Genomic DNA, 24832 nt, shown 5'->3' on the forward strand with positions numbered 1-24832 from the left:
ATCCGAACCGTATTGGCTCAACCTCTAATTACTTAAAACTATGATGATCGACGATGAAGAACTGAGAGACGTTTTCAAAGTAGCCAGCGAAGAACACCTGCAAAATCTGGATGATGGATTACTGCATCTGGAAAACCATCCCGACGATCTGGCTGTCCTGGAAGCCTTGATGCGAGAGGCGCATTCCCTCAAAGGCGATGCCAATATGCTGGGAGTCAAAGATGTAGGCACTCTAGCACATCAAATTGAGCATATTTTGACTCAACTCAAGCAACAAGAAAACCCTGCGTCCTCTTTGGGCAATGCTACAACAGACTCACCTTATGAACGCCTTGCTCATGCGATCGCCGCTATCCGCAAACTCGTTCATGAAGCCGTCACCGGAGAACCTGCCAGGGTTGATACCTTTTCTGTTCTGGCCGAATTGATGGGAGCGAGTGTGGGAGCAGGGGGGGATGAGGGGACAAGAGGACAAGGAGATACGGAGAATGAAAAGATCCTCTCTGCATTTTCCACACTCCCAACTCAGCACTCCCAACTCAGCACTCCCAACTCAGCACTCAGCACTCCCAACTCAGCACTCCCAACTCAGCACTCCCAACTCAGCACTCCCAACTCAGCACTCCCAACTCAGCACTCAGCACTCAGCACTCAGCACTCTTCTCGCTACCGCATCGAAACCATCCGCGTTGGCACTCGCCACCTAGATACGTTGATGACGCAAGCAGGGGAGTTAACTGTAACCAAAATTCGGATTGCTCATCGACTGGGAGAAATTGAGGCGATCGCCAATTTGTGGGAAGAATGGAATCGAGATTTATTCACTAATCGGTTTGCGTTCAGCCGAGAGCAACAAGGTGATGTCGCCCTGCAACGTCTAGAAACTTTTCATCATCACTCTGAAAAACGATTAGAGCAATTGGGTCATTTGGTGAAAACCTTGCAGAGTTCCCTTTCGGAAGACACAACCCGACTGGAACAACTAAGTGGCGATCTAGAAGAGGGCATTCGTACCCTGCGATTGCTACCCTTTGCAACGATTTTCAACCTCTTCCCTCGGATGGTGCGCGATCTGGCGCAACAGCAGGGAAAATTGGTGGAGTTGATCCTAGAAGGCAAAGACACCCTTGCCGACAAACGCCTGTTGGAAGAAATGAAAGATCCGCTAATGCACATTCTGCGGAATGCGATCGATCATGGGATTGAGCCACCACAGGAACGGGAACGGCTAGGAAAACCAACAACGGCAACGATTCGGCTTAAAGCTTACCAGACTCCCACTAACATTGTGCTGGAAATCAGTGATGATGGCCGGGGGCTTGACCTGGATAGAATCAAACAAATAGCGGTGAAACGGGGCATTTGCAGCGAGGAAGAATTAGCAGCAATGACTCCCAGCCAGATCCAGGCGTTGATCTTCGCACCGGGATTTTCAACAGCCCCCCTGGTGACAGAAGTATCAGGGCGGGGTGTGGGGCTGGATGTAGTGCAAACCAATGTCGAGAAATTGAAAGGTACGATTCAGGTAGAATCGTTTCCTGGACTGGGATGTATGCTGCGCGTCAATCTCGGTATCACCTTGGCAACCGCCCATGTCTTGATTGTACAAGTGAACCAAATGCCCTACGCCATCCCAGTGGAGTTTGTGCAAACCGCTTGCTTAATCAAGTCAGAAGAGATTTTTCCCTTGGAGGGACGAGACACAATAATTCGGGATAGCCAACCCATTTCGATTGTGCAGTTGGCCGATCTATTAGAACTGCCTCCGATGCCATCTGGATTAACTCAAGAAACAGCACTTTCCTGTATTATTCTTCAGGTTGGGCAAGCACAACTGGGTGTAGTGGTAGATGCCTTAGTAGATGAGCAAGATGTAGTGATTAAACCCCAAAGTCAGTTACTTAAACGAGTCCGCAATGTTTCTGGGGCAACAATTTTAGGCACTGGAGATGTGTGTATGGTGCTAAATCCCCAGGATTTGGTCAAGTCAGCCCGATCGCGATCGCAGTCCATCTCCTCTACCCAAACTCGTCAACTTGCGCCTACAAAACCAACCGTCTTATTAGTGGAAGATTCTATTGCCACGCGCACGCAAGAAAAGCGAATTTTAGAAACCGCAGGTTATCAAGTGATTACTGCTGTGGATGGTTTGGATGGATTTAACAAACTGCGATCGCACACTGTTGATGCCGTTGTTAGCGATGTGCAAATGCCAAATCTCGATGGCTTGGGGTTAACTGCCAAAATCCGCCAATATCAGGAATATAGCGAACTTCCAATTATCCTGGTAACATCACTTGCCAGCGATGAAGATAAACGTCGGGGTGCGGAAGCCGGAGCCAATGCCTACATTATCAAAGGCAGCTTTAATCAAGAAGCCTTGCTGTCAGCCCTCAAACGGTTAGTGTAGAGGTTTTAGGGTAAAATCTCAACTTATTATGAAAAACTCTGCCCCGATTCGCGTCTTTCTGGTGGAGGATTCCCTCGTCGCCTTAACCATCCTCAAGCGGATTCTGGCGAGTTCCCCGGAAGTGGATGTGGTGGGAACTGCTTCCAATGGCGTGGAAGCATTGGAGCGAATTCCAGCCGCACAGCCCCAGGTAATCTGCACCGATCTACACATGCCTAAAATGGATGGACTGGAACTCACCCGCCAGATTATGGCAGACTATCCCCGTCCCATTCTGGTAATCAGCACCTCCGTCAACACTCAAGAAGATTCCCGCAATGTTTTTAAACTGCTGCAAGCGGGTGCTTTGGATGTTTTTCCCAAACCCAGCATTGACTCACTTTCAGACTACGAACACGTCAAGCACGAATTAATCAACCGGATCAAAGTTCTGGCAGGGGTTACAGTCTTTACTCGCCACACTTCCCGTGCGACGGTAGAACCCAGAACGCATCCTCTTAGCCCCAAAAGTAAGCCAAAACCATTCAGCCCAAAACCTGTCAGTAACTCGCAATTCCCCATTCGTAATTCCCCGTCCCTGCCCAAAGTCGTGGCGATCGGAGCCTCCACAGGCGGCCCCCAGGCATTGTACGCGATTCTCAAACAACTGCCTGCAAACTTTCCCGTACCCATTCTGTGCGTCCAACATATCAGCGAAGGATTTCTGCAAGGACTAGTAGATTGGCTAGCAGCAGAATGTTTCCTGCGCGTGACGATCGCCCAACCGGGAGAATTTCCCAAACCGGGTACTGTCTACTTCGCTCCCGAACGACAACACCTGCAACTCGATACTCAAGGGCGATTAACCACCGTCAGCACCCCTTCTGTTTCCGGGCATCGTCCCTCGGTTACAGCTTTGTTTCAAGCCGTTGCCACCTGCTACCCGCGATCGGCGGTTGGTATTTTGCTGACTGGCATGGGACGGGATGGTGCAGATGGATTACAAGCGATCGCCCAAGCCGGAGGTACTACCATTGCCCAAGATGAACAAACCTGCGTTGTCTTCGGGATGCCCAAAGAAGCGATCGCTCTGGGAGCCGCCCAACATATTTTGGCGATCGGCGAAATTGCCCCCATGCTATTAAATCGAATTTTCAGTTATAGGCTGGGTTAGGTGTCAATACGGTTCGGGGAAAGGGGAAAGGGTAAAGGGGAAAGGGGAATAAAAAACCTTTAACCGCAAACCCATTTCCCTTTTCCCCAAACCCTATTTTGAGTGGGAGCAACGCGATTTGGTGAAATTGGTATTAATCTACGCCAATCAAAAATATTAAATCTGGAGATGGGTCACTTATCTAATAGTAATATTCTCAAAGGGCAACGAGTTGTAATCGCTGTAGATGGTGGAAGAACTAGAATTAGGTTTAATAAAAAAGGTAGACGCAGTAACAAAACAAACCGTCATGGCTTTGTTGGTGAATGGATGGAGCCAAAGTTACTAACAATTTATGTAGTAAATGAACAAGGTAAAAAAATTAGGACATCGGCAATACCTATTACTAATGATGGCACGTATTCTGGTTATAAAGAATTCCTCAAAGTTTTAGAGATGTATTAGTTAGTAAAAAGGTATTGGCATGACTGGTGAAGAATTGCTGAAGCGATATGCTGCTGGGGAAAGAAACTTTAGTGGGATTGACTTGAGTGGGGTTGATTTCAATAGTATCCCTATCAATGGCACTAGTATTGATCTGACTGGTATCGATCTCAGTGGAGCCAATCTCACTCAAGTTGTGCTTGGCTCGGTTAACTTGACCAATGCCAATTTGAGTGCGGCAATCTTGCTCAAAGCTGGGATGCACGATGTTACTCTGACTGGAGCCAATCTGACTGGAGCCGATTTGAGAGGGTTGGAAGCTCATGAATCTAATTGGCAAAGAGCTAACTTGACCAGAGCTAATCTGGGATTTAGCAAGCTCACTCAATTGGATTTGACTGAAGCGATCCTCAGCCATGCCGACTTGACTTGTGCCGATCTTATAATGTGCAAATTTGTCGATGCTGTAATGGCTTCCATTCAAGCGGTCTGCACTAAAATTACGCATGGCTTCTTCAACAGAGCTTATCTGAGAAAAGCCAATTTGGAGCGAGCTAGGATAGAGTACGCGGTGCTTGACTATGCCAACTTTACTGCTGCTAACTTGATTAATGCCGCTCTCATGTATTGTGACGCTACCAAAGTTAATTTCACCTATGCCTCTATGGGCGGTGTCGGAATTGAAACTGCCTTTACCAAAAGTAACTTCAGTAATGCCGACCTCTCCGATGGAAGTTTTTACCGACTGATCATCGAAGAGTGTGACTTTAGGAACGCTTTCTTTCACAGGACTCGAATAACCCAAGTTACCTTCGAGAACTGTTTGTGGGGTGAGGTAAGTAGTTTCGATACCGACGCTATCATCAGAGACAATTAAATTGGCAGATATCCCTTTTGAGTTCAAAATGCTTATCCGAACCGTATTGGGTTAGGTGTAGCTATAACGTGCAACGCATCTTATTAAAGGGGCTAATTTTGTCCAAATCCCAGAATCTGAGCAGCACTCAACTTAAAACCAGGAATGATCGTCGATGCTAGGGGGGTGTCACCCGTATAAATCGTGTCTTCATATTGCCCATTCACCCATAAGCACAGCGTCATTTGTTGCCTTTCCGGGTCAATAATCCAGTATTCCGCAATCCCTCGCGCCGCATATTCTGTGCGTTTGTAACGATAGTCCCGGTCGCGGTTGTCTTGTCCAGGTAAAACCACCTCAACCACCAAGATTGGCGGTGGCATATCTTGGGTAATTGTGTTGCTGCGTTGTCCTGCCAGCGATGCGTATCCTTCTTCACTCAGTATGGTCAGATCGGGTAAGCGCACCTTTGCTCGTTTGCCACTCACCACAATTTCCATATCTTTGAGGTTGATCAACACAATCGAAATGTATTTTGCTAATTCCAACATGAGGAGTTTGGCAAGCTTGCAGTTTTCTGGGGATTCAGTCGGCACTTCTACTAACTCTCCATCCACAAGCTCATAGCGCGTGTCAGTACCGTCGTCATAGGCAAGGTATTCCTCCATTGTCATCAACTTGGGGACGTTGGGTGCAGTTTGAGTCATGGCTAGAAATCTCCGCGATCGCCGCCGCAAGGCTGTCAGGATAGAAAACTGGCTGTGCCAATCTTAGCAAATCCTCATTCTGTGCTAATGTTTTACCCATCGCACACTGTTAAGCTAAACCACATCCAATAGTACTCGGGTTTTGCATTTTGAACCCAAACTTTGGTTTTGGGAAAAGGTTAAAGGGTAAGGGTTAAGGGTTTTTAATTTCCCTTTCTCCCTTTCCCTTTGCCCCTTAACCGACAAGTATTGAAACCACATCTAATTTGCATATCTAAGATTTATATAACTATTGTGGGGTGAGGCTCACGCCCAAGTCTGATGAACAAGCAGATCAGGAGCCAATAAATTTTCTTACAGCTTCGCGCAATTGTTCAGCATCAAAAGGTTTGATCAGATATTCTGTTGCACCCGCCAGATGACCCTTCACCCGATCGAAGGGGGAATCTTGAGAAGTCACCATAATCACGGGCAAATGCTGAAACTGGGGCAGGCTCCGCACCGTGCGGCAAAACTCCAACCCATTTACATCCGGCATCTGCACATCCAATAGCAAGACTGAAATCGGTTGATGATAAATGATCGACAGGGCATCAACCGCGTTAGCGGCTGTTATTACTTGATAGCCCGGTTCTAACGCTCGTTTAATCATTTGATGAATCACAGGGCTATCATCAAGCGCGAGAACAATCGGTGAGCTTGTCGTACCATTTGACATACTTTACAAGTCGATGAGTCAATCATCGTTGGCGTTTAGCATAGCATTCCCAAAGTCAGACTTGAACAATTGATATTTTGATAATTTTATACACATTTCAAGTACTTTTAACCAGAGGCTCAACCGGAATTTGAATCAAAAACTCGCTGCCTTTCCCAAGTTCTGAGGAGCATTTTAAAATGCCGCCATGTTTTTCAACCACAATTTGATAGCTGATGGACAGTCCTAGCCCGGTTCCCTTGCCGATGGGTTTGGTGGTGAAGAATGGATTGAATAGTTTTTGCTGGGTTGTTTCTGTCATGCCAGAACCGTTATCTCGAATCCGAATCGCTACACTATCTGCGTGGGAGAATTGGGATAGATCGGAACTACCCGATTTCTCTCTACTAATGAGTTCTGTTTGAATGGTAACGATCGGATTAGGCGTTTCATCTAAGGCATCGATCGCGTTACCCAAAAGATTCATAAATACTTGATTCAATTGCCCCGCATAACAATCAACGGGCGGTAAATTATCGTATGCTTTAATCACCTGAATCTCAAACTTGGCACTAGTTAATTTCAACCGACTTTTCAAAATTAACAACGTGTTGTCAATCCCTTCATGGATATCCACAGGTTTCATCTCGGCTTCATCTAGGCGCGAGAAGTTCCGCAGAGATAGGACAATTTGCCGAATTCGTTCTCCACCCATTTGCATCGACGACAATAGATTAGGCAAATCTTGCATCAAGAAATCAAGATCGATGGACTCTATCTTTTCCTGAATAGCATCAGTTCCATTGGGATAGGTTGCTTGATAAAGATGCAATAATTCCAGCAAATCCCGAACATAGTTGGTTGCATAAGTAATATTACCGTTAATAAAGTTGACTGGGTTGTTGATTTCGTGGGCAACTCCGGCCACCAATTGTCCCAGGCTCGACATCTTCTCTTGCTGTACCAGTTGCATTTGGGTTTGCTGTAACTGGCTCAGTGCATTCCCTAGATAGGTGGCTTGAGTTTGAGCGGCAAAGGCGGTTGCTCGTGTTTGGGCAAGTAGTTCTGCCTGATCGAGAGCGATCGCTACTTGATCGGTGACAGCTTTGAGTAACCGGACTTCGCTATCAGTCCATTGGCGCGAACCGCGACAGTGATGGCAAATAATAGCACCCAATTGACCAGAATGGGTTCTCAGTGGCAGCAACAGCACAGAAGTTACTGCCAGTTGATGCAGCAGGGCGCGATCCTCCGGGGTGAGTGCCTCTGAGGTAGTAGAAACATCCTCAATTCTTAGCATATCTAGATTTAAGATAGTTTCTGCCAGAACGGAGCCTGGCCCAAGGGAAAGTTCCCCCAACGCCATCTGAATCTCTGGGTTAGTCGCTTCGTGAGTCACCATAAAGTTAAACCGATCTTTGTTAGGCAGACACCACACAAAGTCACAGCGATCGGCTTGTAACAGACTATGAATCTCATTCACTGCCGTTTGTAAAATCGTGTCCAGATCCAGAGAATTACGGATTTGATTTGCCAGATTAAACAGAATTGAATCTTGTTGACCAACTAATTCCTGAGTAATCAATTGCTGTTTTAGGTGTTTGATTTCTGGGATCGTTTGACGTAGCTTTGTGGTGTTGCGCTTTAGCTCCAATTGCGCTATTACTTGGTGGCTGAGTGTCTGCAATCCTTTCCGTTGTTTCTGGCTCAGATCGCGCGGTTCAATGTCCATGACGCAGAGTGTACCCAAGACACAACCGCCAGTTATTACTAGGGGGACTCCGGCATAAAACCGGATATTGGGAGCATTTATAACGAAGGGATTAGTGGCAAAGCGGGGATCGGCCAGGGTATCTGGAATTACAAAGACATCTGACTGGCGAATGGTATAGTTACAAAATGAGAGGTCTCGGCGAATTTCTGTTAATGTGATTCCCACCTTAGACTTAACCAACTGGCGATCGGCTCCGATAAAACTTACCAGTGCCATTGGAGTTTCGCACAGATCGGCTGCCAGTGCTGTCAAGTCATCTAATGCCCGATTGGGTACAGCATCCAAACCCTGAAACTGATACACTGCTTTGAGTCGTGTCAATTCGTTGGTGCAGGGTATTGTTGTGCAGGGGAGTATGGAATCAAGTAACAATTCAGGGATTTTCATAGTTTTATTTTAATTGAGGTGCGATCGCTAATTTGACAGTTAAAGCTGAGTAAAATTAAAAACTATTAACTTTAGTATTAATAAATTTTGCGTATTAGTTTATACAGCAGAATGGGAAAGCTAAAGTTATTTTTGCTAATAGATATTTGCCATATAGTAACCTGATAATAGCTTCTTGAACTGATAAATGGTGCGATCTTAATCACAAGAAATAGGTTTTAAGAAACGTTCAGTTAAACACATTGCAAGTAACTAATTGCATACAAATAATCTATAGTTATCCTCACAGTTAATAGCAACCTGCGGCTGCCTCTCTTATCTGTTCTGGCGTTGCATATTTATAGCTGTTTACAGACGCGCTAGTTTCCGTTCTGGATGGAAGAAACAAGTTTAATCCTCTTCCCTTCTGCCTGGTTGTTGAGTTTCGACTACGCTCAACTGCTGCGTAGTCGAAACACTGCCTCCTGCCTTGTTTCTTAGGAGAGGGATGAATTGAGGCCATCTATTGTGCAATGTCCATACTGCGACTCTACTGAAATTAGAAAAAATGGTAAACAAAGAGGTAAACTTGCATCACATTTGTGTCAATTGTGGTCGTCAATTTATCGATGTTTACAGTCCACCAAAAGGGTACTCAGATGAAATCAAGCAAGAATGTTTAAGGTCATACGTTAATGGCATGGGATTTCGAGCTATTGAGATCCGTGGATATGCTTAAACATTCAATTCGATTGTTACTTTATTGTTTAAAGTATAGAGTAATACCAGTGTTTGCGTGATTCATCCCGCATTTATGCAACGCCGTTAACTGTTTAACATATCTCCTTTCCTTCTCTTCTCTATGAGAGGCTGCGCCAACGAGACACTAAGCGATCGCGCAGTGTCTCGTAGATAAGAAGAGTAAATCATAGACTAGCGATCGCATCGGCAACTCGCCCAGAAACAAAAGGCAAAATATCCCGACTCTTAGCCTGGGCTTTCCCTTCAGTAAATACCACTAAGAGGTAAGGGCGCTGTTCTGGTAACTCAATATACGCAGCATCATGGCGAACTTGACTTGTCCAACCAGCCTTTGACCAAATTTGAGCATTTTCAGGCAGTCCACCACCTAAGAAACCTGTCACCTGATTTTCTTCGGTGTCAGTGGGCAAATCGTTGAGAGGACGTTTCAGTAAAGCCATCATGGCTTGCGATCGCGCGCTTGAAACCGCAACTCCACCTACAATACTATGCAGTAGCCTAGCGATCGCATTTGTGGTCAACATATTGCGATTTTCTAGTAACTCCCCTACAAACGCCCGTTCCCGTCCATAAGGGCCATCACCCCAAGTTTTTTGACAGACGTTAATAGTCTCCAATTCTTCCCAAGCCAAAGATTGGTAATAGCGGTTAACAATATTACGCTGATATTTCCAGGTTTCAAAGGGCCCAATTGGTAATTCTGGCCCTGATGTAGTGCCACTCAAAATATCCACAACCAAGCTGGTAGCATCGTTACTAGAATCGACAATCATATCCCGCAAAGCTCGCTCCAACTCCTTGGAGGTTTGACTCATGCCTTTTTCTAGCCATTCATTTACCGCCACCAGGTAAAATAGCTTGACTACACTGGCAGGATAAATTCGCTCAACACCGCGATAAGTGAAACCACGAACTGGGTGATCCCAAAAAGCGTTGGGAGTCAGCGCCCCACCAGTATTTACTCGCACTGGTGGATCGTAAACAACCCAAGTCAAGGCAATTTGGTTACGTGCTAAGGTCGGAAATGCTGCCCAAGTTGCATCTAAAATGCCATTACCAAGATTTTCGAGTTGTTCGTCTTTATTAAAAAAAATCATTCTCTGATAATGTCCTTTAATCTAAAATCCAAAATGATTCGACTGAGCGAAGCCGAAGTCCAAAATCCACAATCAGGGGAGTATCAGTGTTTAGCTGACTTGAATTTATATGATTCTCCTGAATGTACGCGTTTAGCAACTCAAGCCGCATCTGGGCGACATTTATGGGTAACATCAAATCATCAAAATTCGGCGGTTGAGGTGTATTTATGTGAAGATGACTATCCGGGATGGCTATCTGTTTCAGATTTTGATTCATTACAATCTGCTACTGTACCTTATCAGGCTGCAACATTTTCTGAATCGGAGATTAAAAAACTTCTAGCAGAGATTATCGCCTTTACCCAAAAAGCGATGCAACAATCAAATTATTACCTTTGGGGTGGTACGGTTGGGCCAAATTATGACTGTTCTGGGTTGATGCAAGCGGCGTTTGCTTCGGTGGGTATTTGGCTACCTAGAGATGCCTATCAACAGGAAGGATTCACTCAACCAGTTACGATTGCAGAATTAGCAGCCGGGGATCTGGTATTTTTTGGAACTAGCCAAAAAGCCACCCATGTCGGGCTTTATTTGGCGGATGGTTATTATATCCATAGTTCTGGGAAAGAGCAGGGGCGAAATGGGATCGGAATTGATATTCTCTCGGAACAGGGAGATGCGGTTAGTCAGTCGTACTATCAGCAGCTGCGAGGTGCTGGTAGAGTTTTTAAGAGTTACGAACCACAGAGACGCTGAGGATGCTGAGGCTTATGAGGAGTGGGTTGGTTTCCGAAAGGAGTAGTGAGGAAAATGGGGCGATTTCAGCAATTGTCCCAGATGTTTCGGTGGTAGTACCAATACATGACGAGGTGGAGAGTTTGCCGCTTTTACTAGAAGCGATCGCCTCTACTTTATCTTCTAGTCAGGTAAATTATGAAATCATTTGTGTAGATGATGGTTCTACAGATGGTTCTGGGGATTTTCTCAAAGAACAGGCGCAAATCCGCACTGATTTAAAAGCGGTGATTTTGCGTCGCAACTACGGACAAACTGCGGCGATGGCTGCTGGATTTTATTACGCAGTCGGTAAAGCGATCGTTACTTTAGATGCCGATCTCCAAAACGATCCGGCTGATATCCCCATGCTATTAGCAAAGCTGGATGAAGGTTACGATTTGGTGAGTGGTTGGCGACAAAAACGCCAAGATGGGGCTGTAAATCGATTACTTCCTTCCAAAATTGCCAATTGGCTAATTCGTCGCACCACTAGCGTGAATATTCATGACTATGGTTGTTCGCTGAAAGCCTATCGTTCAGAACTGCTAGCAGATATGAACCTCTACGGAGAATTACATCGATTTTTACCTGCTTTGGCGTACATCGAAGGGGCTAGAATTACTGAAGTACCTGTACGTCATCATGCCCGCCGCTTTGGTCGTAGTAAATATGGAATTTGGCGGACATTCCGGGTATTGATGGATTTGTTAACCATTCTGTTTATGAAAAGATTCCTCACCCGTCCGATGCACGTTTTTGGGCTGTTGGGCTTGATTTCCATGTTTTCGGGAACTGCGATCGGAATTTACTTGACTTTCGTCAAATTGGCTTTAGGTGAGATGATTGGCAATCGCCCTCTGCTGATTTTGGCAGTTCTCCTGCTAGTAACCGGAGTGCAGTTGTTTTGCTTTGGTCTTTTGGCAGAATTGCTCATGCGTACATACCATGAATCCCAAGGGCGGCCTATCTATCGCGTGCGAGAGGTGGTAGCAAAAAATGTTAAGTAACGTAACAATAGTAGTCATTGGTCATTAGTCATTGGTCACTTGTACTGAGCGTAGTCGAAGTATTGGTCATTAGTAAATAATTAAGAGTAAATATTGGTTGACTCTAGACAAAAGACAAATGACAAAGGACAAAGGACAAAAAACTAGTTAAATTGCATCTACCTTGAAAGCATTTAATACCTTTGACGCCGAACTGCGGCGCAACCTGCTGATTTTATTTACGGCAGGTTTATTATTCTGGTCGAGCCTGTCTTCGCTCTTGCCAACTCTACCGCTTTACATCAATGATGTGGGCGCAAGCAAGCAAGAAATTGGCCTTGTTATGGGTAGTTTTGCCATTGGGTTATTGCTATCTCGCCCAATGCTGGGACGATTAGCCGATGAACGCGATCGCAAAATTGTCTTGTTGATTGGTACGATCGTAGCTGCGATCGCACCCTTTGGTTACATGGCAACCCAATCGATTGGGCTGTTGATCTTGGTACGGATTTTTCACGGCGTTAGTGTTGCCGCTTTTACCACTGGCTATAGTGCCTTAAGCGCAGATTTCGCTCCAGCTGAAACTCGTGGTGAAATCATTGGTTACATGACCCTAGCAACTCCCATTGGTTTAGCAATTGGCCCTGCCTTGGGTGGGTATTTAGAAGCTACAAGTGGTTACGGAATATTATTTCTGTTATCCGCCGAATTGGCTTTTGTCGCCCTCTTGGGGATTTTACAAGTTACGAATCCGCCAGTGCAAACGCAGGAGCAGACAGAGGGAGAAGATCGGAAATTTTGGCAAATTTTGGTCAGTCCACGGGTGAGAGTTCCAACTATAGTTATGTTGCTGGTTGGTTTGTCCCTTGGTGCTGTACATACCTTTGTGTCATTGTTCCTCAAATCCACTCAGGTGGACTTCAATGGCGGACTATTTTTTACAGCTGCGGCGATTTCTAGTTTTAGTATCAGGGTGTTTGCTGGTAAGGCAAGCGATCGCTTCGGGCGGGGTTTGTTTATTACCTTTGGGATTTTTTGCTACGTTTTGGCGTTAATACTGCTGTGGCAAGCTGACAGCGCGATCGTTTTCTTACTGGCTGCGATCGCTGAAGGTGCTGGTGGTGGTACACTGTTCTCGATGATGATTACCATCATGGCAGACCGTTCACTGCCACAAGAAAGGGGGAAAATTTTTGCTATCTGCATAGCTGGACTCGATTTGGGAGTTGCGATCGCTGCTCCTCTTTTGGGTATCATTGCAGAACTTGTAGGCTACCGCGATATGTTTGGCTACGGTGCTGCGATGACTTCTCTAGCACTTATCCTCTTTCTCACCCGTTCGAGTAAAAACTTATCCAACTCACTGCGCTTTGCACTAGGTCTAGCTCCAGATGCCTACGCCTTGAAAAACTTAAAAGTTAGGAGTGATGAAATTTAACTCATCACTCCTAACTTTCAACTCTTATTAAAAACGGGCGAGGAGGGATTCGAACCCCCGACACCGTGGTCCGTAGCCACGTGCTCTAGTCCACTGAGCTACACGCCCTCACCGACAATCTATATTAACACGTTCTAACCAAATGGCGCAAGATAATTTTCCAGCTAATTTTGCCAACTTAACTCATCTAGATCCCCAAGGACAGGCACAGATGGTGGATGTGTCTGATAAAGCACCCACCATTCGCCAAGCAGTAGCAGCTGCTAAAGTGCGAATGCTGCCAGCCACCTTCGCTGCCATTCAAGCCGGAAATGTCCCAAAAGGCGATGTGTTGGCGACTGCAAGATTGGCTGGGATTATGGCAGCCAAGCAAACAGCCAGTTTAATTCCTCTGTGTCATCCGTTGCCTTTGCAAAAAATCGCAGTCGAAATCATACCCGATCCCGAACTACCGGGTTATCAAATTCAAGCCACAGTCAAAACCAAAGCTGAAACCGGTGTAGAGATGGAAGCCTTAACTGCCGTTTCTGTCGCTGCTCTGACTTTATACGATATGGCAAAAGCTTTAGAAAAGTCGATTCAAATTGAATCGATTCGTTTAATAAGTAAGAGTGGCGGGAAATCAGGAGATTATTCGTCGGTAGAGTAATAAGCTAGTTATTGGGCATTGGGGATTGGGGATTGGGCATTGGGCACAAGGGGCAGAGGGGCAGAGGGGCAGAGGTGCAGAGGGGCAGAGGTGCGGAGGGGCAGAGGGGGGAACTGACTGCAACTTCTTTCTTGCTCCCCTGCTCCCCTGCTCCCCAATTACGGAAGATTATCAGGATCGATGCCGAGATTACGCAAATATGCTGCTAACTGTTCAGCGCGTTGGCGTTCTTGTTCAGCGCGTTGACGTTCTTGTTCTACCAATAACTCAGCCTGTTCAGCCCGTTGATTGAGTTCTAGGGAATTCAAAAATCTCTGTCCATCTGGACGGTAAATTACTAACTCCCCTTGTCCTGTTTGAAATCTAATTCCTAAGCGGGGACTGATCCAACCATCCATTTGCCATAGCTTATTCAAATGGTTGTTTTGCCGCAACCAGCCATCTAGTTGAAAACTTTCAGGGTCGTATAAATAGTATTCTTCAACACCATAGGTATCGTAAAACTCCAGCTTACGCTCCATCTCCTTGGTATCATTACTATAAGAAAGAATCTCAAAGACTACTTGCGGCGGGATATTGTCTTCTTGCCACTGACGATAGGAACGACGTTTACCCTTTGGTCTACCGAAGACAACCATCACATCAGGTGCAGTCGGTGTAATCAGCCGAGAACGGACGGGATACCAGAGCAAATCTCCTGCAATCAAAACATTGTCATTATTAGCAAACAGAATCTCTAAATTCTCCTTAATCAGGACAATCCAACGATATTGCTCTGTATTGTCTGCCATTGGTTTGCCGTCGCTATCTGGATAGAGGAGATCGGGGTCTATTTGCTCAAAGATTGTCATCGGATTTAACCCAGCGGCTCTTGACTTCCAATTCAATTATGACTGCTTCTAGAAGTCTAATAGCAACGACTGCACCAAAAACCTTAGAATGAGTAGGGTGTATTTAAATCTGTAACAAATATTTATGCCTCCTCGTTGGCCTCGCAAACCCGATCGCAAAGACCCAGATTACCGCAAGATAGATGACCGGATGAATTTTGCCATCCATGTGGCGATCGCTGCTTGTATTAATTCCGGGTTGTGGTTTTTCCACATCCTGAAAAGCACTAGCTGGGACTGGCTGCCGTTATTTACTGCAAGTTGGACAGGAATAGTATTAGTGCATCTGATTTATATTAGTGCGATCGCTAACTACACCGGAACTCCACCAAAATCCACCTGAAGATGGATTACTCATGCTGGGGCGATTGTAACCTCTGGTAGTAGGATTAGGCTGTTAATTGAGCCATAATGTAAAAAAGCCTGAGATTTCGCACTTTTTCTTTATGTAGGGTTATTTTTATGGCTAAGACTAACACCACAGAACTACTAGAAGCCCTAGCAGCTGAAATTGGCGAAAATGTCTACATAGACGTTGCCAAATGGCATCTTTATTTATCTAATGCCAAACTGCATACAGTTGTTGCCGAGCAACTGTATCCCTTAATTACTTCCAACGCTGTAAATGAAGACCGAGTTTTACAAGTCTTAGGATCGATTCCAATAAAAATTGGCGGCGGGAAACGTGAAGTTCCTTTAATCGATTTACTACCCCTGCAATGTCAGGTGACTTTAGTAGATATTTTGGAAAAATTTCAACGTGATTTCTAATCGCTAAAACCAAGATTATCTTAGTTGGACAATTTTATTAATCAGCATTCCCTGATTCAATTTTAGCTTCTGAATTAGGTATTTGTTTGCTGCGTTTATCTTATAAAAATGAACTTTACAGATACACATAGATCAATCTCGTGTAATTCATGTGTAGATATCTGATAAAAATTTCCTTTAACAATTAAGGAATCTCCGCGTTCAAAATCTGTTGATATTTGAGCGAGTTTATCTTGAAACTCGCTTTGAACTTCCATGCAAACTCATTGAGGCAATTTCTATGCTTTTACAAGTCAAAGATAGTGGCGAATTGGTGAAAATTGTTGAAATTCAGGAATTAATCGATCCGAATACTGATGTTGTTCAGGCAAAAGACCAAGAAGGTCAAGAAGAACAGCAACCTGAAACTTTTAAAAAACAAAATCTCGTTTTTCCTTCAGGTGAAGTTTTACCACGCTGTTGGTTAGATGCTGACTATAGACACGACAACAGTTAATGATTTGAAAATCGGGTAATTACTAAATAATAGGGTAGCACCTCTGTGCTACCCTATTATCTGTAAAATTATGAGGCAGCTTTTTCTCCTACCGTCACTCCTTCATTCTGTTGAAACTTCGGGAAAAATGTCTTAGTAATCCAGTCAGTTAAAATGTGAGAGAGTAATCCTAAAGGCCCAGCGAACAAAGATAAAGCCAGAGAGTGGAATGTCCAAACCCCTGTTTTCTGTCCTTCCCAATAAATCCAGCGGCCGACAAATAAATCCATCACTAAAAAATGAATCCAACCTGTTGCCGCAGCTGTTTCGTCTGCAAAAAATCGCGCAATATCAGCTAATTGAGGATTCGACAAAGCTTGAGCATTTTCTGGAGTAATGCTGTTGATAAATAAATATAAATATGTTCCTGCTAACAGTACAAAGGGTAGATATGATGACATTATCCACCGTGTGACTTTCCAGTTAGGCAATAAAATCATCAACGTCCAAAATGGCAATACGAAAATGTTAGCAACGTTAAATAGTTGAGATATTGTCATGTTTCTCTAAAGTGAAGAATTTTTGTTTTGAATTAACTAATTATTCATAACTAGTAACTCTCAGGAGAAAGATCCCCGACTTCTTTAAGAAGTCGGGGATCTGGATATACTTATAAAGCTACAAGTTGTGATTCGATTTCAGAAGAATTCAAATCACGTCCGATGAAAACTAAGCGCGTTTGCCTAGCTTCTTCTGGTTTCCAGGGGCGATCGTAAAATTTATCAAATCGAGTTCCCACGCCTTGCATCACTAAGCGCATGGATTTATTTGGCACTGCGACAAAGCCTTTAATCCGGTAAATTTCTTGTTGTTGTACCAATGTTTGCAACTGTTGTTGCAGCTTTTCGGGGTCAAAGGTACGATCCAAAATTAAATTAGCGGAAGTAATTTCTTCGTCGTGATTGTGGTCTTCTTCAGTATCGTGATGACTAGGACGAGAATCTAAATTGTCTTCAACTGCGGCTTGGAATCCTAATAATATAGATGCGTCTAGTTGAGAACGGTCGCTCTCAACAATTTTCACCACTCTGGGCAACTCTTGCTTAATCAATTCCTCAACTCTGGCTTTTGTCTCGGCATCTACCAAGTCAATTTTATTCAACACCACCAAGTCTGCACAAGCAAGTTGGTCTTCAAACAGTTCTTGCAAGGGTGTTTCGTGTTCTAGATTATCATCTGCTTGTCGCTGGGCTGCGATCGCATCTGGATCGCTAGCAAATGTCCCGGCTGCTACCGCCGCACAATCTACCACGGTAATCACTGCATCCACAGTGGCGGCATTGCGAATTTCTTGCCAACGAAAAGCCTTCACTAGTGGTTTTGGTAAGGCTAAACCAGAGGTTTCAATCAAAATGCAGTCGATGCTATCTCGCCGCTTGATTAACTCTTGCATCGTCGGGTAAAACTCTTCCTGCACGGTGCAGCATAAGCAGCCATTGGTTAATTCAAAGATATTAGTGTCACCCTCACCATCTTCGGGGCAAATTTGACAAGATTTTAATAATTCACCATCAATACCGAGTTCGCCAAATTCATTGACTAAAACGGCAATACGCCGTCCTTCGTTGTTTTGTAGCAGGTGGCGAATTAGGCTGGTTTTTCCACTACCTAAGAAGCCTGTAATTACTGTGACAGGAATTTTCGTAGCCATATTTTTGCCTGATTTACCCAGTATGGTAAGTTTTACGGGTTACAAACTTAAATACTGAGATTAAGCTTGGTTTGAAGATTGACTTAGTTATTTTAAGCTGAAAGTCTATGGTAAACCTGAAAATATTGCCGTTATTGTTGAGTTTAGGTTTGGCCTTAATTCCTCAAATCAGTCTGGCACAAACGGTAGAGGAGTTGGAACAAAAAGCAACATCTGCCGAAGAAGTGAAAAATTATGAAGAAGCCGCTAATATTTGGCGGAGTTTGATTGAACGGGATGCCAAAAACAGCTCCGCTTACGCCAAACTGGCAGATATCCTATCTAACCAAGGCAAAATTGCAGAGACGATCGCTGCTTATCGCCAAGCTTAAGCTGATAGTACGCAAGAGTGTAAAGTGTATGAATTTAGCTATCCGAAAGTCTGTAGTTAGACAATTTTATTCAACAGAACTTAACAAACTTTACTATTTATCAGACTCGTTCTGTAATTTCTTTCCTGAGTGTCGAATTGCAAGTGTTCAACTATTAACGCTATCTACTGATACTACTTTCAATTGTGTAGAGATCGAAAGAATTGAGCAAGATATTCCTCAGTCTGTAGCTAAAAGTTATAATCGCCACCTTTGGTACTCTCAATACAACCTTAACAATCTGTACTTGGTAAAAATTCCTGTTGAATCTTCAGATTCATTTGCTCTTTTGATAGAGGGATATGTTGATGATGGATGGGACAATAGCGGTCGGTTTATAGAACTTTTCGATAGACAAGGTGAGTTTATTGGAGCGGGTCGTTGTAACTATGAAGGTATAGAGTGGCTTTCTAGACAACTTAACGGCAAAGACTTCTATACTGCGGCTCCTCCTTGGGTTGGTGATGAGCCTGGAGTTCAGCGTGCGTCCGAGCCGATGTGGTCAGAGGAACTTCTCTCACAGTACGCTGTGACTATTGAGCATAAAGGTTCAGTTACCTGCTATATGCTTCCTAACGAAGATTAGCAAATCTTTAAACTGTAAGCTCGGCACGATCCATAATCAGTAGAGCGATCGCAGGGACGACCTCGCACCTTGATTGCGCGACATTGGCAGCAGCGATCGCTCTTTACCGTCAAGCTTTTACCAAAGAACTTACGGATTATTCTTACAGTAAATTAAGTGAAGCACTTGCTCAACAAGAGAATCTAGATGAAGCTCTGGGAATTTGCCAAAAGGTGGTAAAAACATTGCGATATATCTATGAATAAAAGTTAGGTTTTGGCAGTTGATCGTTTAACGCCCAATTTCCGATTTCTTGAATTTTGTAATCTACCGGATCGTGGAGAGTGAACGTGCGGAGATTACGCCAATAGCGATCGAAGCCATACTTTGCCGCAGTAGCACGTGCGCCCATAACTTCAAAAATACGGTTAGTAATGTCTAAACCGACCCTAGTCGCTGCAACTTTGGCAGTAGCAACGCAAAGCGCACATTCCCCACGTTGTTCGGCGGTGAGCGACCATTCTTTTTCCCAAGCCGCTTGTAGTAATTCTCCTGCCTGCTCAGTCAAGCTCTTAGCTGCTTGAAGTTCAACCCAGATTTTGCCATAGTGCTGGAGGATGTAAGGATCTTGGGTTGCACTTTCTACACCTGATGTCAGCCAAGGTTTTGTATTAGTTGCAGTATATGTTTTAGCAGCTTCAAATGCTCCTTGGGCAATTCCCAAGTAGATATTAGCAAGATTTAATTGAGTTAAGCAGGCGCGAATAGTGTTGAAGGGTTGACTGAGTTTATCTCTACTACCAAGAATTTCGTTAGGGTACACCAACACATTCTCAAAAGTAACACTACCACTATCTGTTTGACGTTGCCCGATATTATCCCAATCATCATGAACAGTAACGCCTTGTCGTTGGGTAGGAATTACCAAAATATTCAATTCGCCAGTTTCTTGATGAATGGCACCGATCGGCAATATATCCGAGTCTTGAGAGCCAGAGCAAAAGCTTTTAATGCCGTTGAGACGGAAATAATCATTTTCCGGTGTCAGAGTAGCTCTTTTATCTAAAGGGTTGAGAGCATTGCACCAAAACCAATTATTTTGAATAGTTGCTGAGTAATATCGCTGTTTTTGCTCTGCCGAACCAAAGATATGCGGAATTACTACACCTAAGTGGTGGTAAGAAAGAACGTGAGCAATTGAACTATCAACCTTGGCAAACTCGCGGGTAATTTGCAGAATGGTAATCCAGTTTTGCCCTAAACCACCGTATTCGGTGGGTACGATTAGTTTTAGCAAGTTACTTTTACGCAAGCGATCGCGTTCGTGCTTTGGTGTTCCCCCTTGTACATCCCTCTCTACAGCAGTCTGGGCAAATTCCCCTGCCAAAGACTTAGCTAAATCAAGATAATTTTGAGATTCTTTAGTTTCGATTAATGGCATACTTTGCAACTTCTCCTACCAACCTTATTCTAAGACGCTCATATTATCGACTTGAGTAATGTTGGATTTATCAAGGGCAAAGCATTTAGGTAAATATTACCTCTGAATGCTTCACCCCAATAAGAAAATACGGCAATTATAGCCAAGGATGGCGTGGAGGATAGACACCATTGAGAAAGTAGTTACCAACAGCGTAGTATTTCCAACGGACGGGATCGTGGAGTGTGTGAGCGCGGGCATTTCGCCAGTGACGATTATAGTTGAATTGCTCCAATGTGGATTTAGTACCTGCTAGTTCAAATAACTTGTTGGTAGCTAGTAATGCTGCTTCCGTCGCCAATGCTTTGGCTTCTGCAACAGCGATCGATGCTTCAACTACCTTGGGTTCTTCTAAACCTGACTCGTTAGCAATATCGATAAACTCACCCGCACGTCGCAGCAATGCTTCCGCAGCGTGAACTTGAATTTGCACATTGCCTAAGTTATAGAGCGTTAGCGGATCTTCATATCCTTTTTCTAAATTGCTGTCAACCCAAGGGCGAGTATGGTTGCGGACAAAGTAGATGGTGTCACGGACTGCGGCTTTAGCTATTCCCACGTCTACGGCGGCTTGGATGATTTGGGCGATCGCACCCATTGGAGTAGCTCTTTCAAAGGCTAAGTAGTGCGGAATTACATATTCTGCCTTAACTTTCACATTTTCAATAATAGTAGTGCCGCTAGCAGTGGTACGCTGTCCGAAGCTCGTCCAGTCATCAAGTAGCGTCAATCCTGGAGCATCTCTTTCGACAAATGCCACCACTGTCTTACCATCTGGATTACTGGCAATGACAGGAACCCAATGTGCTAGTAATGCCCCAGCAGAGTAGTATTTGCGTCCATTGAGTACAAAGTCAGATCCATCTGGTGTTAATTTTGTTTGGACATCAGTGACAGATTTAGTGCCAATTTCCGAGAAGGCGTTACCGAACCGTTTACCTTGTAGAACCAAATCAAAGAAGAACTTTTTCTGTTCATCTGTGCCATCCAAGCGAACTGCTTCCACCATATAGAGGTGGTTTTGGGGAATTTGGCCGAGGCTAGAGTCGGCTTCGGAGATGATTTTAACTACTTCTGCTAAGGTGACATTGGATACAAAAGCACCGCCATACTCTTTCGGGACTGTAATTCCCCACAATCCACTCTGGGAGAACTTTTCTACTTCCTCAGCAGGCAAACGCCGATTTTGGTCGCGTTCTGAGTCTCCCTTGGCAAACTCAGCTGCTAGTTCGTGAGCGATCGCGATCGCTTCTTTGTCATCCCGAATAATATGCGCTTTCTGTTCAGTATTAATTACTGATGTCATAACATAATTCCTTCTTGATTGTGATTAAATAACTAACAACAGAAAAACGAACCAGCTACACCGCAATTAACTCATCAGCTGAACGACGATTACCTTCCAGTTCCTGCACAATTGGTATTACTGTCTTACCAAATGCTGGAAGATCATCTGTGTAGTGTAAGAAGCCGCCCAAAATTAAATCGACTCCCGCTTCATAAAACTGGCGAATCTTTTCAGCTACTTGTTCATGTGTGCCAATCAAGCCCGATCGGAAGCCATCGTTATACTGCACTAAGTCTTCAAAATTGGAATTAGCCCACATTCCCTGACCTTCACGAGTCGAAGATCCCGCCTGTTTCACGGCTTCGCCAAATCCTTTCACCGCCTCTACATCGGCTTGGGCAATAATATCGCGCAATACTTCATGAGCTTCTGCTTCCGTATCTCGCACGATGATAAAGGAATTCAGGCCAAACTTAATTTTGCGTCCTTCAAGACTCGCTAATGCAGACACTTCTTCAATCTGCTCTTTCACACCTTCTATGGTGTTACCATTCATGAAATACCAATCAGAAACCCGGCCAGCCATACGTCGCGCCGCCTTAGAGTTACCACCTTGGAATATCTCCGGGTGTGGATTCTGATTAATTGGTCTAGGCTTCACCCAACCGCCATTAATCCGGTAAAAGTCGCCCTTAAAGTGAAACTCATCCTCAGTCCACAAACCTTTGAGAACGCGGATAAATTCTTCTGAACGACGATAGCGTTCGTCATGGTCTAACCAATGTTCACCATATATAGTGAATTCACCCTTGAACCAGCCGCTAACTACATTCAGAGCAAACCGACCGTTAGAGAGAAAATCAATACTAGCACCGATTTTGGCAACTACTCCCGGATGCCACAATCCAGGGTGAACTGCGGCAATCAACTTTAATTTCTTGGTGACTGGAGCCAACGCTGACACGGTTGTTAATGCCTCTAGCTGGTACTCAGCGCCGTAGCTGGCGATAAATCTAGCTTGTGCTAGAGCATATTCAAACCCGACTTCTTCTGCTGTTTGAGCCAGTTGAGCATTGTATTCGTAAGTCCAATCTGTCCGTTGGGGAATTTTACTAACAACTAACCCCCCGCTAACGTTGGGAATCCAGTATGCGAACTTAATATCTACCATAATTGTGCGTTTGTAATTGAAACTGCTTGGTTATTTCTCTCACTTGGCAAGTGATGTAACAAAGCCTAATTTGTCATCGCTAACAAATCAGCCAAAACTCGATCGGGCAAAATTTTAGTCAAAATCGAAAGCTTGAGAGCGGCTGGAAACTACTCTGGGTTTATAAGTAGACAATTTTCTTATGGTGGTAATATACCATAAACCTATCGTATTGCCGTATTTTTAATGAATCAGACTCGATCGCGACAATTTTTTCGATGTCGTCACTCGATATACTTAAATTCCATTTCCGTATTCCAAAATGGAATACTGCCGACTTTTACTGAGTATTGAATTATTTTATATTTGCTGCTTATCAGCCCAATTCAGTCAGAACAACCACGAGTCAGAACTCGACAAAGCATCGATACTATTCCATATCGCGATAAATAAATGCTTCTGGTGTATCATCTGCAACTATACACAACAAAGAGGGGAAAAGGTTAAAGGTTAAAGGGAAAAGGGATGAATTAGGTCGCGCCACTTGCGGGCGAGGTTTTTACCTTTTTGCCTTCCCCCTTCCCCCTTGCCCTTTCCCCTTGCCCCTTCCCCTTCTTAATAAATGTGCTAGTGTAAACCACTAAACTAGAAAATACTTCAAAATTTGGTTGGGATCTGAATCGAGATACTTATCTTCCCAATTCCCCATGAAATCAAAATTGAGGGGCAATTTCCCCATGCTTGCTTTCACGAATCAAAAGCAGTCACAGGGCTATTGCCCCTAAATATTTTAAGCGTTGTTCGCTCTTTCCTCAGAAACACCTATGAATTATCCTTCATCAGGCTATCTGAATTTATGACTCCACACACCATACTCCGCAATCTCAACACGGTTATTCAGCAGTGGCGAGTTCAGTACTACCGCGTGTACGACGCCGTGTGAGACTATTATATAGCATCACACCGATCGCCTTAATTAAATTACCTTCCAATTCCTGGAATAGCTTCATGTTCGTGCCAAAGGCGGCGTTAGCTTCATCAACGATGCGATCGGTTGCCGCCTCGTCAAGGGGTAATTCATCCAAAATTTGCCGATATTTGGCTTTGAATGCCTTCTCATCAGGAATTTCTGGAAACTCATAAAAGGCTGTGCCTTGTCCATCAGACAAATTCATTGCTGTTACAGCAATATTTTTGAGAATTTGTCCGCCGGATAAGTCACCCAAGTAACGAGTGTATGAATGGGCGATTAATAATTCCGGTTCTGTAGCAGATATTTCTCGGATTCGTTGTACATAAGCTTCACCTGCGGGAGATAGTTTGATTTGCTCTCTCCAGTTTGCACCAAAGTAATAACTTAGGTCTTGTTCTAGGCTATGCTTGCGGTTTAGCTGAGGAAAGTTAATTTTAGAAACTATCGGGTGCTGGCGGTGCTTTTCCATCTCCTCTTCCATCGCTGAGTAGACGAAGTAGAAGTTAGCAACAAGTTTCCGGTAAGAGTTTTTTTCCACTACTCCTTTTAAAAAGCACTTGACAAAACCTACATTTTCTGCCATTGTGTGGGCTTTCTTAGTGCCTACACGTAATTTGGTTGCTAAATTGCTGCTCATGCTAAATTTCTCAACTTTAAAAAGTTTACTGCCGGAGTTTTGATTCACTAACGGCTAAAAAGGCCATTAAAACGTTACCTTAAAACTATTTGATGAGAATTTATATTAAAATTTTTTAAGCTGCGATGATTTTGTAGTTTTTTACACAACAACATGGCTAAGAGAACAGAATTTTAGATTTCAGTATTTTGATTTTTTGTTGTTATTAGCTGAATTTTGCTTTCATTCTCAGCTTGGATGAAAAATTTTGTGATATACAAAAAGTAATATTTATTACATAGTTACTTGGTAATAGGATTGTAAAGTGTGAACTAATACAGATAAAAATCAAAACGAAAGTTGTCGGCATAAAAGGAATAATTAGCTAAGATGTGGAAACTTTACTAATAAAGTAAAAACCAATAC

25 protein-coding genes, 1 tRNA gene and 2 pseudogenes are annotated in these 24832 nt (G+C 44.0%); 15 read left to right on the forward strand and 13 right to left on the reverse strand.

Annotation, left to right across the window (positions count from 1 at the left end):
• Positions 1–40: 40 nt before the first annotated feature.
• The 4 genes and pseudogenes from V7K45_RS19735 to V7K45_RS19750 all read left to right on the forward strand — a co-directional run bounded on the left by V7K45_RS19735 (position 41) and on the right by V7K45_RS19750 (position 4863).
• The gene (locus tag V7K45_RS19735) at positions 41–2410 is read left to right on the forward strand and encodes a hybrid sensor histidine kinase/response regulator (protein WP_335006350.1); all 2370 of its coding nucleotides are present in this window, start codon (positions 41–43) and stop codon (positions 2408–2410) included.
• Positions 2411–2438: 28 nt separating this feature from the next.
• Positions 2439–3563 (forward strand): chemotaxis-specific protein-glutamate methyltransferase CheB, encoded by a 1125-nt coding sequence (cheB, locus tag V7K45_RS19740; RefSeq protein ID WP_335006352.1) that lies wholly within the window; start codon positions 2439–2441, stop codon positions 3561–3563.
• Positions 3564–3677: 114 nt separating this feature from the next.
• Positions 3678–4004, forward strand: a pseudogene (locus tag V7K45_RS19745) (ISLre2 family transposase); the annotation flags it as partial.
• Between the two features lie 22 nt (positions 4005–4026).
• Entirely contained in the window at positions 4027–4863 is an 837-nt protein-coding gene (locus V7K45_RS19750) for a pentapeptide repeat-containing protein (RefSeq protein WP_335006354.1), read from the forward strand.
• A gap of 92 nt (positions 4864–4955) precedes the next feature.
• Here V7K45_RS19750 and V7K45_RS19755 read toward each other — a convergent pair whose 3' ends face one another.
• The 4 genes from V7K45_RS19755 to V7K45_RS19770 all read right to left on the reverse strand — a co-directional run bounded on the left by V7K45_RS19755 (position 4956) and on the right by V7K45_RS19770 (position 8407).
• Positions 4956–5549, reverse strand: a complete 594-nt coding sequence (locus V7K45_RS19755) for a Uma2 family endonuclease (protein ID WP_335006356.1) — start codon at positions 5547–5549, stop codon at positions 4956–4958.
• Positions 5488–5649: a hypothetical protein gene (locus V7K45_RS19760; RefSeq protein ID WP_335006358.1), complete on the reverse strand. Its 162-nt coding sequence runs from the start codon at positions 5647–5649 to the stop codon at positions 5488–5490. The genes V7K45_RS19755 and V7K45_RS19760 overlap by 62 nt, the downstream gene beginning before the upstream one ends.
• Before the next feature lie 234 nt (positions 5650–5883).
• Complete coding sequence (locus V7K45_RS19765; RefSeq protein ID WP_322712241.1) at positions 5884–6267, reverse strand: response regulator; 384 nt, start codon at positions 6265–6267, stop codon at positions 5884–5886.
• Positions 6268–6364: 97 nt separating this feature from the next.
• Positions 6365–8407 carry a GAF domain-containing sensor histidine kinase gene (locus V7K45_RS19770; protein WP_335006362.1) on the reverse strand — a complete coding sequence of 681 codons (2043 nt, stop codon included), beginning with the start codon at positions 8405–8407 and terminating at the stop codon, positions 6365–6367.
• A gap of 507 nt (positions 8408–8914) precedes the next feature.
• Here V7K45_RS19770 and V7K45_RS19775 point away from each other — a divergent pair.
• Positions 8915–9107 (forward strand): annotated as a pseudogene (locus V7K45_RS19775) (IS1/IS1595 family N-terminal zinc-binding domain-containing protein); the annotation flags it as partial.
• A 205-nt stretch (positions 9108–9312) separates the two neighbouring features.
• Here V7K45_RS19775 and V7K45_RS19780 read toward each other — a convergent pair.
• Entirely contained in the window at positions 9313–10245 is a 933-nt protein-coding gene (locus V7K45_RS19780; RefSeq protein WP_335006365.1) for a serine hydrolase, read from the reverse strand.
• A 9-nt stretch (positions 10246–10254) separates the two neighbouring features.
• Here V7K45_RS19780 and V7K45_RS19785 point away from each other — a divergent pair, with 9 nt between their 5' ends.
• The 3 genes from V7K45_RS19785 (at position 10255) to V7K45_RS19795 (ending at position 13428) form a co-directional block, all read left to right on the forward strand.
• Entirely contained in the window at positions 10255–10983 is a 729-nt protein-coding gene (locus V7K45_RS19785; protein ID WP_335006367.1) for a C40 family peptidase, read from the forward strand.
• A 14-nt stretch (positions 10984–10997) separates the two neighbouring features.
• The gene (locus V7K45_RS19790) at positions 10998–12011 is read left to right on the forward strand and encodes a glycosyltransferase family 2 protein (RefSeq protein WP_335006369.1); all 1014 of its coding nucleotides are present in this window, start codon (positions 10998–11000) and stop codon (positions 12009–12011) included.
• A gap of 163 nt (positions 12012–12174) precedes the next feature.
• Complete coding sequence (locus V7K45_RS19795) at positions 12175–13428, forward strand: MFS transporter (RefSeq protein WP_335006371.1); 1254 nt, start codon at positions 12175–12177, stop codon at positions 13426–13428.
• 34 nt (positions 13429–13462) lie between these two features.
• Here V7K45_RS19795 and V7K45_RS19800 read toward each other — a convergent pair.
• Positions 13463–13536 (reverse strand) — tRNA-Arg (locus V7K45_RS19800).
• A gap of 34 nt (positions 13537–13570) precedes the next feature.
• Here V7K45_RS19800 and moaC point away from each other — a divergent pair.
• Complete coding sequence (moaC, locus tag V7K45_RS19805) at positions 13571–14077, forward strand: cyclic pyranopterin monophosphate synthase MoaC (protein WP_335006372.1); 507 nt, start codon at positions 13571–13573, stop codon at positions 14075–14077.
• A 158-nt stretch (positions 14078–14235) separates the two neighbouring features.
• On the opposite strand, the gene V7K45_RS19810 is transcribed toward moaC, so the two are convergent.
• The gene (locus V7K45_RS19810) at positions 14236–14928 is read right to left on the reverse strand and encodes a Uma2 family endonuclease (protein ID WP_335006521.1); all 693 of its coding nucleotides are present in this window, start codon (positions 14926–14928) and stop codon (positions 14236–14238) included.
• 124 nt (positions 14929–15052) lie between these two features.
• Between V7K45_RS19810 and V7K45_RS19815 the strand changes: the two genes are divergently transcribed.
• The 3 genes from V7K45_RS19815 to V7K45_RS19825 all read left to right on the forward strand — a co-directional run bounded on the left by V7K45_RS19815 (position 15053) and on the right by V7K45_RS19825 (position 16234).
• The gene (locus tag V7K45_RS19815) at positions 15053–15310 is read left to right on the forward strand and encodes a hypothetical protein (protein ID WP_335006374.1); all 258 of its coding nucleotides are present in this window, start codon (positions 15053–15055) and stop codon (positions 15308–15310) included.
• A gap of 119 nt (positions 15311–15429) precedes the next feature.
• Positions 15430–15738: a DUF3181 family protein gene (locus V7K45_RS19820; RefSeq protein ID WP_335006376.1), complete on the forward strand. Its 309-nt coding sequence runs from the start codon at positions 15430–15432 to the stop codon at positions 15736–15738.
• A 280-nt stretch (positions 15739–16018) separates the two neighbouring features.
• Positions 16019–16234, forward strand: coding sequence for an acetyltransferase (locus V7K45_RS19825; RefSeq protein WP_335006378.1), 216 nt, complete (start codon positions 16019–16021; stop codon positions 16232–16234).
• Between the two features lie 68 nt (positions 16235–16302).
• Here V7K45_RS19825 and V7K45_RS19830 read toward each other — a convergent pair whose 3' ends face one another.
• Both V7K45_RS19830 and cobW read right to left on the reverse strand, forming a co-directional pair.
• The gene (locus V7K45_RS19830; RefSeq protein ID WP_335006380.1) at positions 16303–16773 is read right to left on the reverse strand and encodes an ABA4-like family protein; all 471 of its coding nucleotides are present in this window, start codon (positions 16771–16773) and stop codon (positions 16303–16305) included.
• 110 nt (positions 16774–16883) lie between these two features.
• Complete coding sequence (gene cobW / locus V7K45_RS19835; RefSeq protein WP_322671684.1) at positions 16884–17924, reverse strand: cobalamin biosynthesis protein CobW; 1041 nt, start codon at positions 17922–17924, stop codon at positions 16884–16886.
• Between the two features lie 107 nt (positions 17925–18031).
• Between cobW and V7K45_RS19840 the strand changes: the two genes are divergently transcribed.
• The 3 genes from V7K45_RS19840 (at position 18032) to V7K45_RS19850 (ending at position 19165) form a co-directional block, all read left to right on the forward strand.
• The gene (locus tag V7K45_RS19840; protein ID WP_335006383.1) at positions 18032–18295 is read left to right on the forward strand and encodes a hypothetical protein; all 264 of its coding nucleotides are present in this window, start codon (positions 18032–18034) and stop codon (positions 18293–18295) included.
• Positions 18296–18323: 28 nt separating this feature from the next.
• Entirely contained in the window at positions 18324–18920 is a 597-nt protein-coding gene (locus V7K45_RS19845; protein WP_335006385.1) for a hypothetical protein, read from the forward strand.
• Positions 18921–19003: 83 nt separating this feature from the next.
• A complete protein-coding gene (locus V7K45_RS19850; RefSeq protein ID WP_335006387.1) occupies positions 19004–19165 on the forward strand; it encodes a hypothetical protein in 162 nt (53 codons plus the stop codon).
• On the opposite strand, the gene V7K45_RS19855 is transcribed toward V7K45_RS19850, so the two are convergent.
• From V7K45_RS19855 to V7K45_RS19870, 4 genes are all read right to left on the reverse strand, one after another.
• Complete coding sequence (locus tag V7K45_RS19855) at positions 19156–20340, reverse strand: acyl-CoA dehydrogenase family protein (protein ID WP_335006389.1); 1185 nt, start codon at positions 20338–20340, stop codon at positions 19156–19158. The genes V7K45_RS19850 and V7K45_RS19855 overlap by 10 nt on opposite strands.
• Positions 20341–20476: 136 nt before the next feature.
• Positions 20477–21685: an SfnB family sulfur acquisition oxidoreductase gene (locus V7K45_RS19860; protein WP_335006391.1), complete on the reverse strand. Its 1209-nt coding sequence runs from the start codon at positions 21683–21685 to the stop codon at positions 20477–20479.
• A 55-nt stretch (positions 21686–21740) separates the two neighbouring features.
• Positions 21741–22838: a dimethylsulfone monooxygenase SfnG gene (sfnG, locus tag V7K45_RS19865; protein WP_335006393.1), complete on the reverse strand. Its 1098-nt coding sequence runs from the start codon at positions 22836–22838 to the stop codon at positions 21741–21743.
• Between the two features lie 872 nt (positions 22839–23710).
• Positions 23711–24427 (reverse strand): biliverdin-producing heme oxygenase, encoded by a 717-nt coding sequence (locus V7K45_RS19870; RefSeq protein WP_335006395.1) that lies wholly within the window; start codon positions 24425–24427, stop codon positions 23711–23713.
• Positions 24428–24832: the final 405 nt, after the last annotated feature.

The sequence above is a fragment of the Nostoc sp. genome (assembly GCF_036917375.1).
Taxonomy (GTDB): domain Bacteria; phylum Cyanobacteriota; class Cyanobacteriia; order Cyanobacteriales; family Nostocaceae; genus Nostoc.

What these genes read in the sequence shown, in the direction of transcription:
- V7K45_RS19845 (WP_335006385.1), top strand. Translation starts at nt 18,324, where the DNA reads ATGAATTTAGCTATCCGAAAGTCTGTAGTTAGACAATTTTATTCAACA.
- cheB (WP_335006352.1), top strand. Translation starts at nt 2,439, where the DNA reads ATGAAAAACTCTGCCCCGATTCGCGTCTTTCTGGTGGAGGATTCCCTC.
- V7K45_RS19830 (WP_335006380.1), bottom strand. Translation starts at nt 16,773, where the DNA reads ATGACAATATCTCAACTATTTAACGTTGCTAACATTTTCGTATTGCCA.
- V7K45_RS19770 (WP_335006362.1), bottom strand. Translation starts at nt 8,407, where the DNA reads ATGAAAATCCCTGAATTGTTACTTGATTCCATACTCCCCTGCACAACA.
- V7K45_RS19750 (WP_335006354.1), top strand. Translation starts at nt 4,027, where the DNA reads ATGACTGGTGAAGAATTGCTGAAGCGATATGCTGCTGGGGAAAGAAAC.
- moaC (WP_335006372.1), top strand. Translation starts at nt 13,571, where the DNA reads ATGGCGCAAGATAATTTTCCAGCTAATTTTGCCAACTTAACTCATCTA.
- V7K45_RS19755 (WP_335006356.1), bottom strand. Translation starts at nt 5,549, where the DNA reads ATGACTCAAACTGCACCCAACGTCCCCAAGTTGATGACAATGGAGGAA.
- V7K45_RS19760 (WP_335006358.1), bottom strand. Translation starts at nt 5,649, where the DNA reads ATGGGTAAAACATTAGCACAGAATGAGGATTTGCTAAGATTGGCACAG.
- V7K45_RS19840 (WP_335006383.1), top strand. Translation starts at nt 18,032, where the DNA reads ATGGTAAACCTGAAAATATTGCCGTTATTGTTGAGTTTAGGTTTGGCC.
- V7K45_RS19855 (WP_335006389.1), bottom strand. Translation starts at nt 20,340, where the DNA reads ATGCCATTAATCGAAACTAAAGAATCTCAAAATTATCTTGATTTAGCT.
- V7K45_RS19870 (WP_335006395.1), bottom strand. Translation starts at nt 24,427, where the DNA reads ATGAGCAGCAATTTAGCAACCAAATTACGTGTAGGCACTAAGAAAGCC.
- V7K45_RS19765 (WP_322712241.1), bottom strand. Translation starts at nt 6,267, where the DNA reads ATGTCAAATGGTACGACAAGCTCACCGATTGTTCTCGCGCTTGATGAT.
- V7K45_RS19780 (WP_335006365.1), bottom strand. Translation starts at nt 10,245, where the DNA reads ATGATTTTTTTTAATAAAGACGAACAACTCGAAAATCTTGGTAATGGC.
- V7K45_RS19735 (WP_335006350.1), top strand. Translation starts at nt 41, where the DNA reads ATGATGATCGACGATGAAGAACTGAGAGACGTTTTCAAAGTAGCCAGC.
- V7K45_RS19820 (WP_335006376.1), top strand. Translation starts at nt 15,430, where the DNA reads ATGGCTAAGACTAACACCACAGAACTACTAGAAGCCCTAGCAGCTGAA.
- V7K45_RS19825 (WP_335006378.1), top strand. Translation starts at nt 16,019, where the DNA reads ATGCTTTTACAAGTCAAAGATAGTGGCGAATTGGTGAAAATTGTTGAA.
- V7K45_RS19790 (WP_335006369.1), top strand. Translation starts at nt 10,998, where the DNA reads ATGAGGAGTGGGTTGGTTTCCGAAAGGAGTAGTGAGGAAAATGGGGCG.
- V7K45_RS19785 (WP_335006367.1), top strand. Translation starts at nt 10,255, where the DNA reads ATGTCCTTTAATCTAAAATCCAAAATGATTCGACTGAGCGAAGCCGAA.
- V7K45_RS19860 (WP_335006391.1), bottom strand. Translation starts at nt 21,685, where the DNA reads ATGACATCAGTAATTAATACTGAACAGAAAGCGCATATTATTCGGGAT.
- cobW (WP_322671684.1), bottom strand. Translation starts at nt 17,924, where the DNA reads ATGGCTACGAAAATTCCTGTCACAGTAATTACAGGCTTCTTAGGTAGT.
- V7K45_RS19815 (WP_335006374.1), top strand. Translation starts at nt 15,053, where the DNA reads ATGCCTCCTCGTTGGCCTCGCAAACCCGATCGCAAAGACCCAGATTAC.
- sfnG (WP_335006393.1), bottom strand. Translation starts at nt 22,838, where the DNA reads ATGGTAGATATTAAGTTCGCATACTGGATTCCCAACGTTAGCGGGGGG.
- V7K45_RS19810 (WP_335006521.1), bottom strand. Translation starts at nt 14,928, where the DNA reads ATGACAATCTTTGAGCAAATAGACCCCGATCTCCTCTATCCAGATAGC.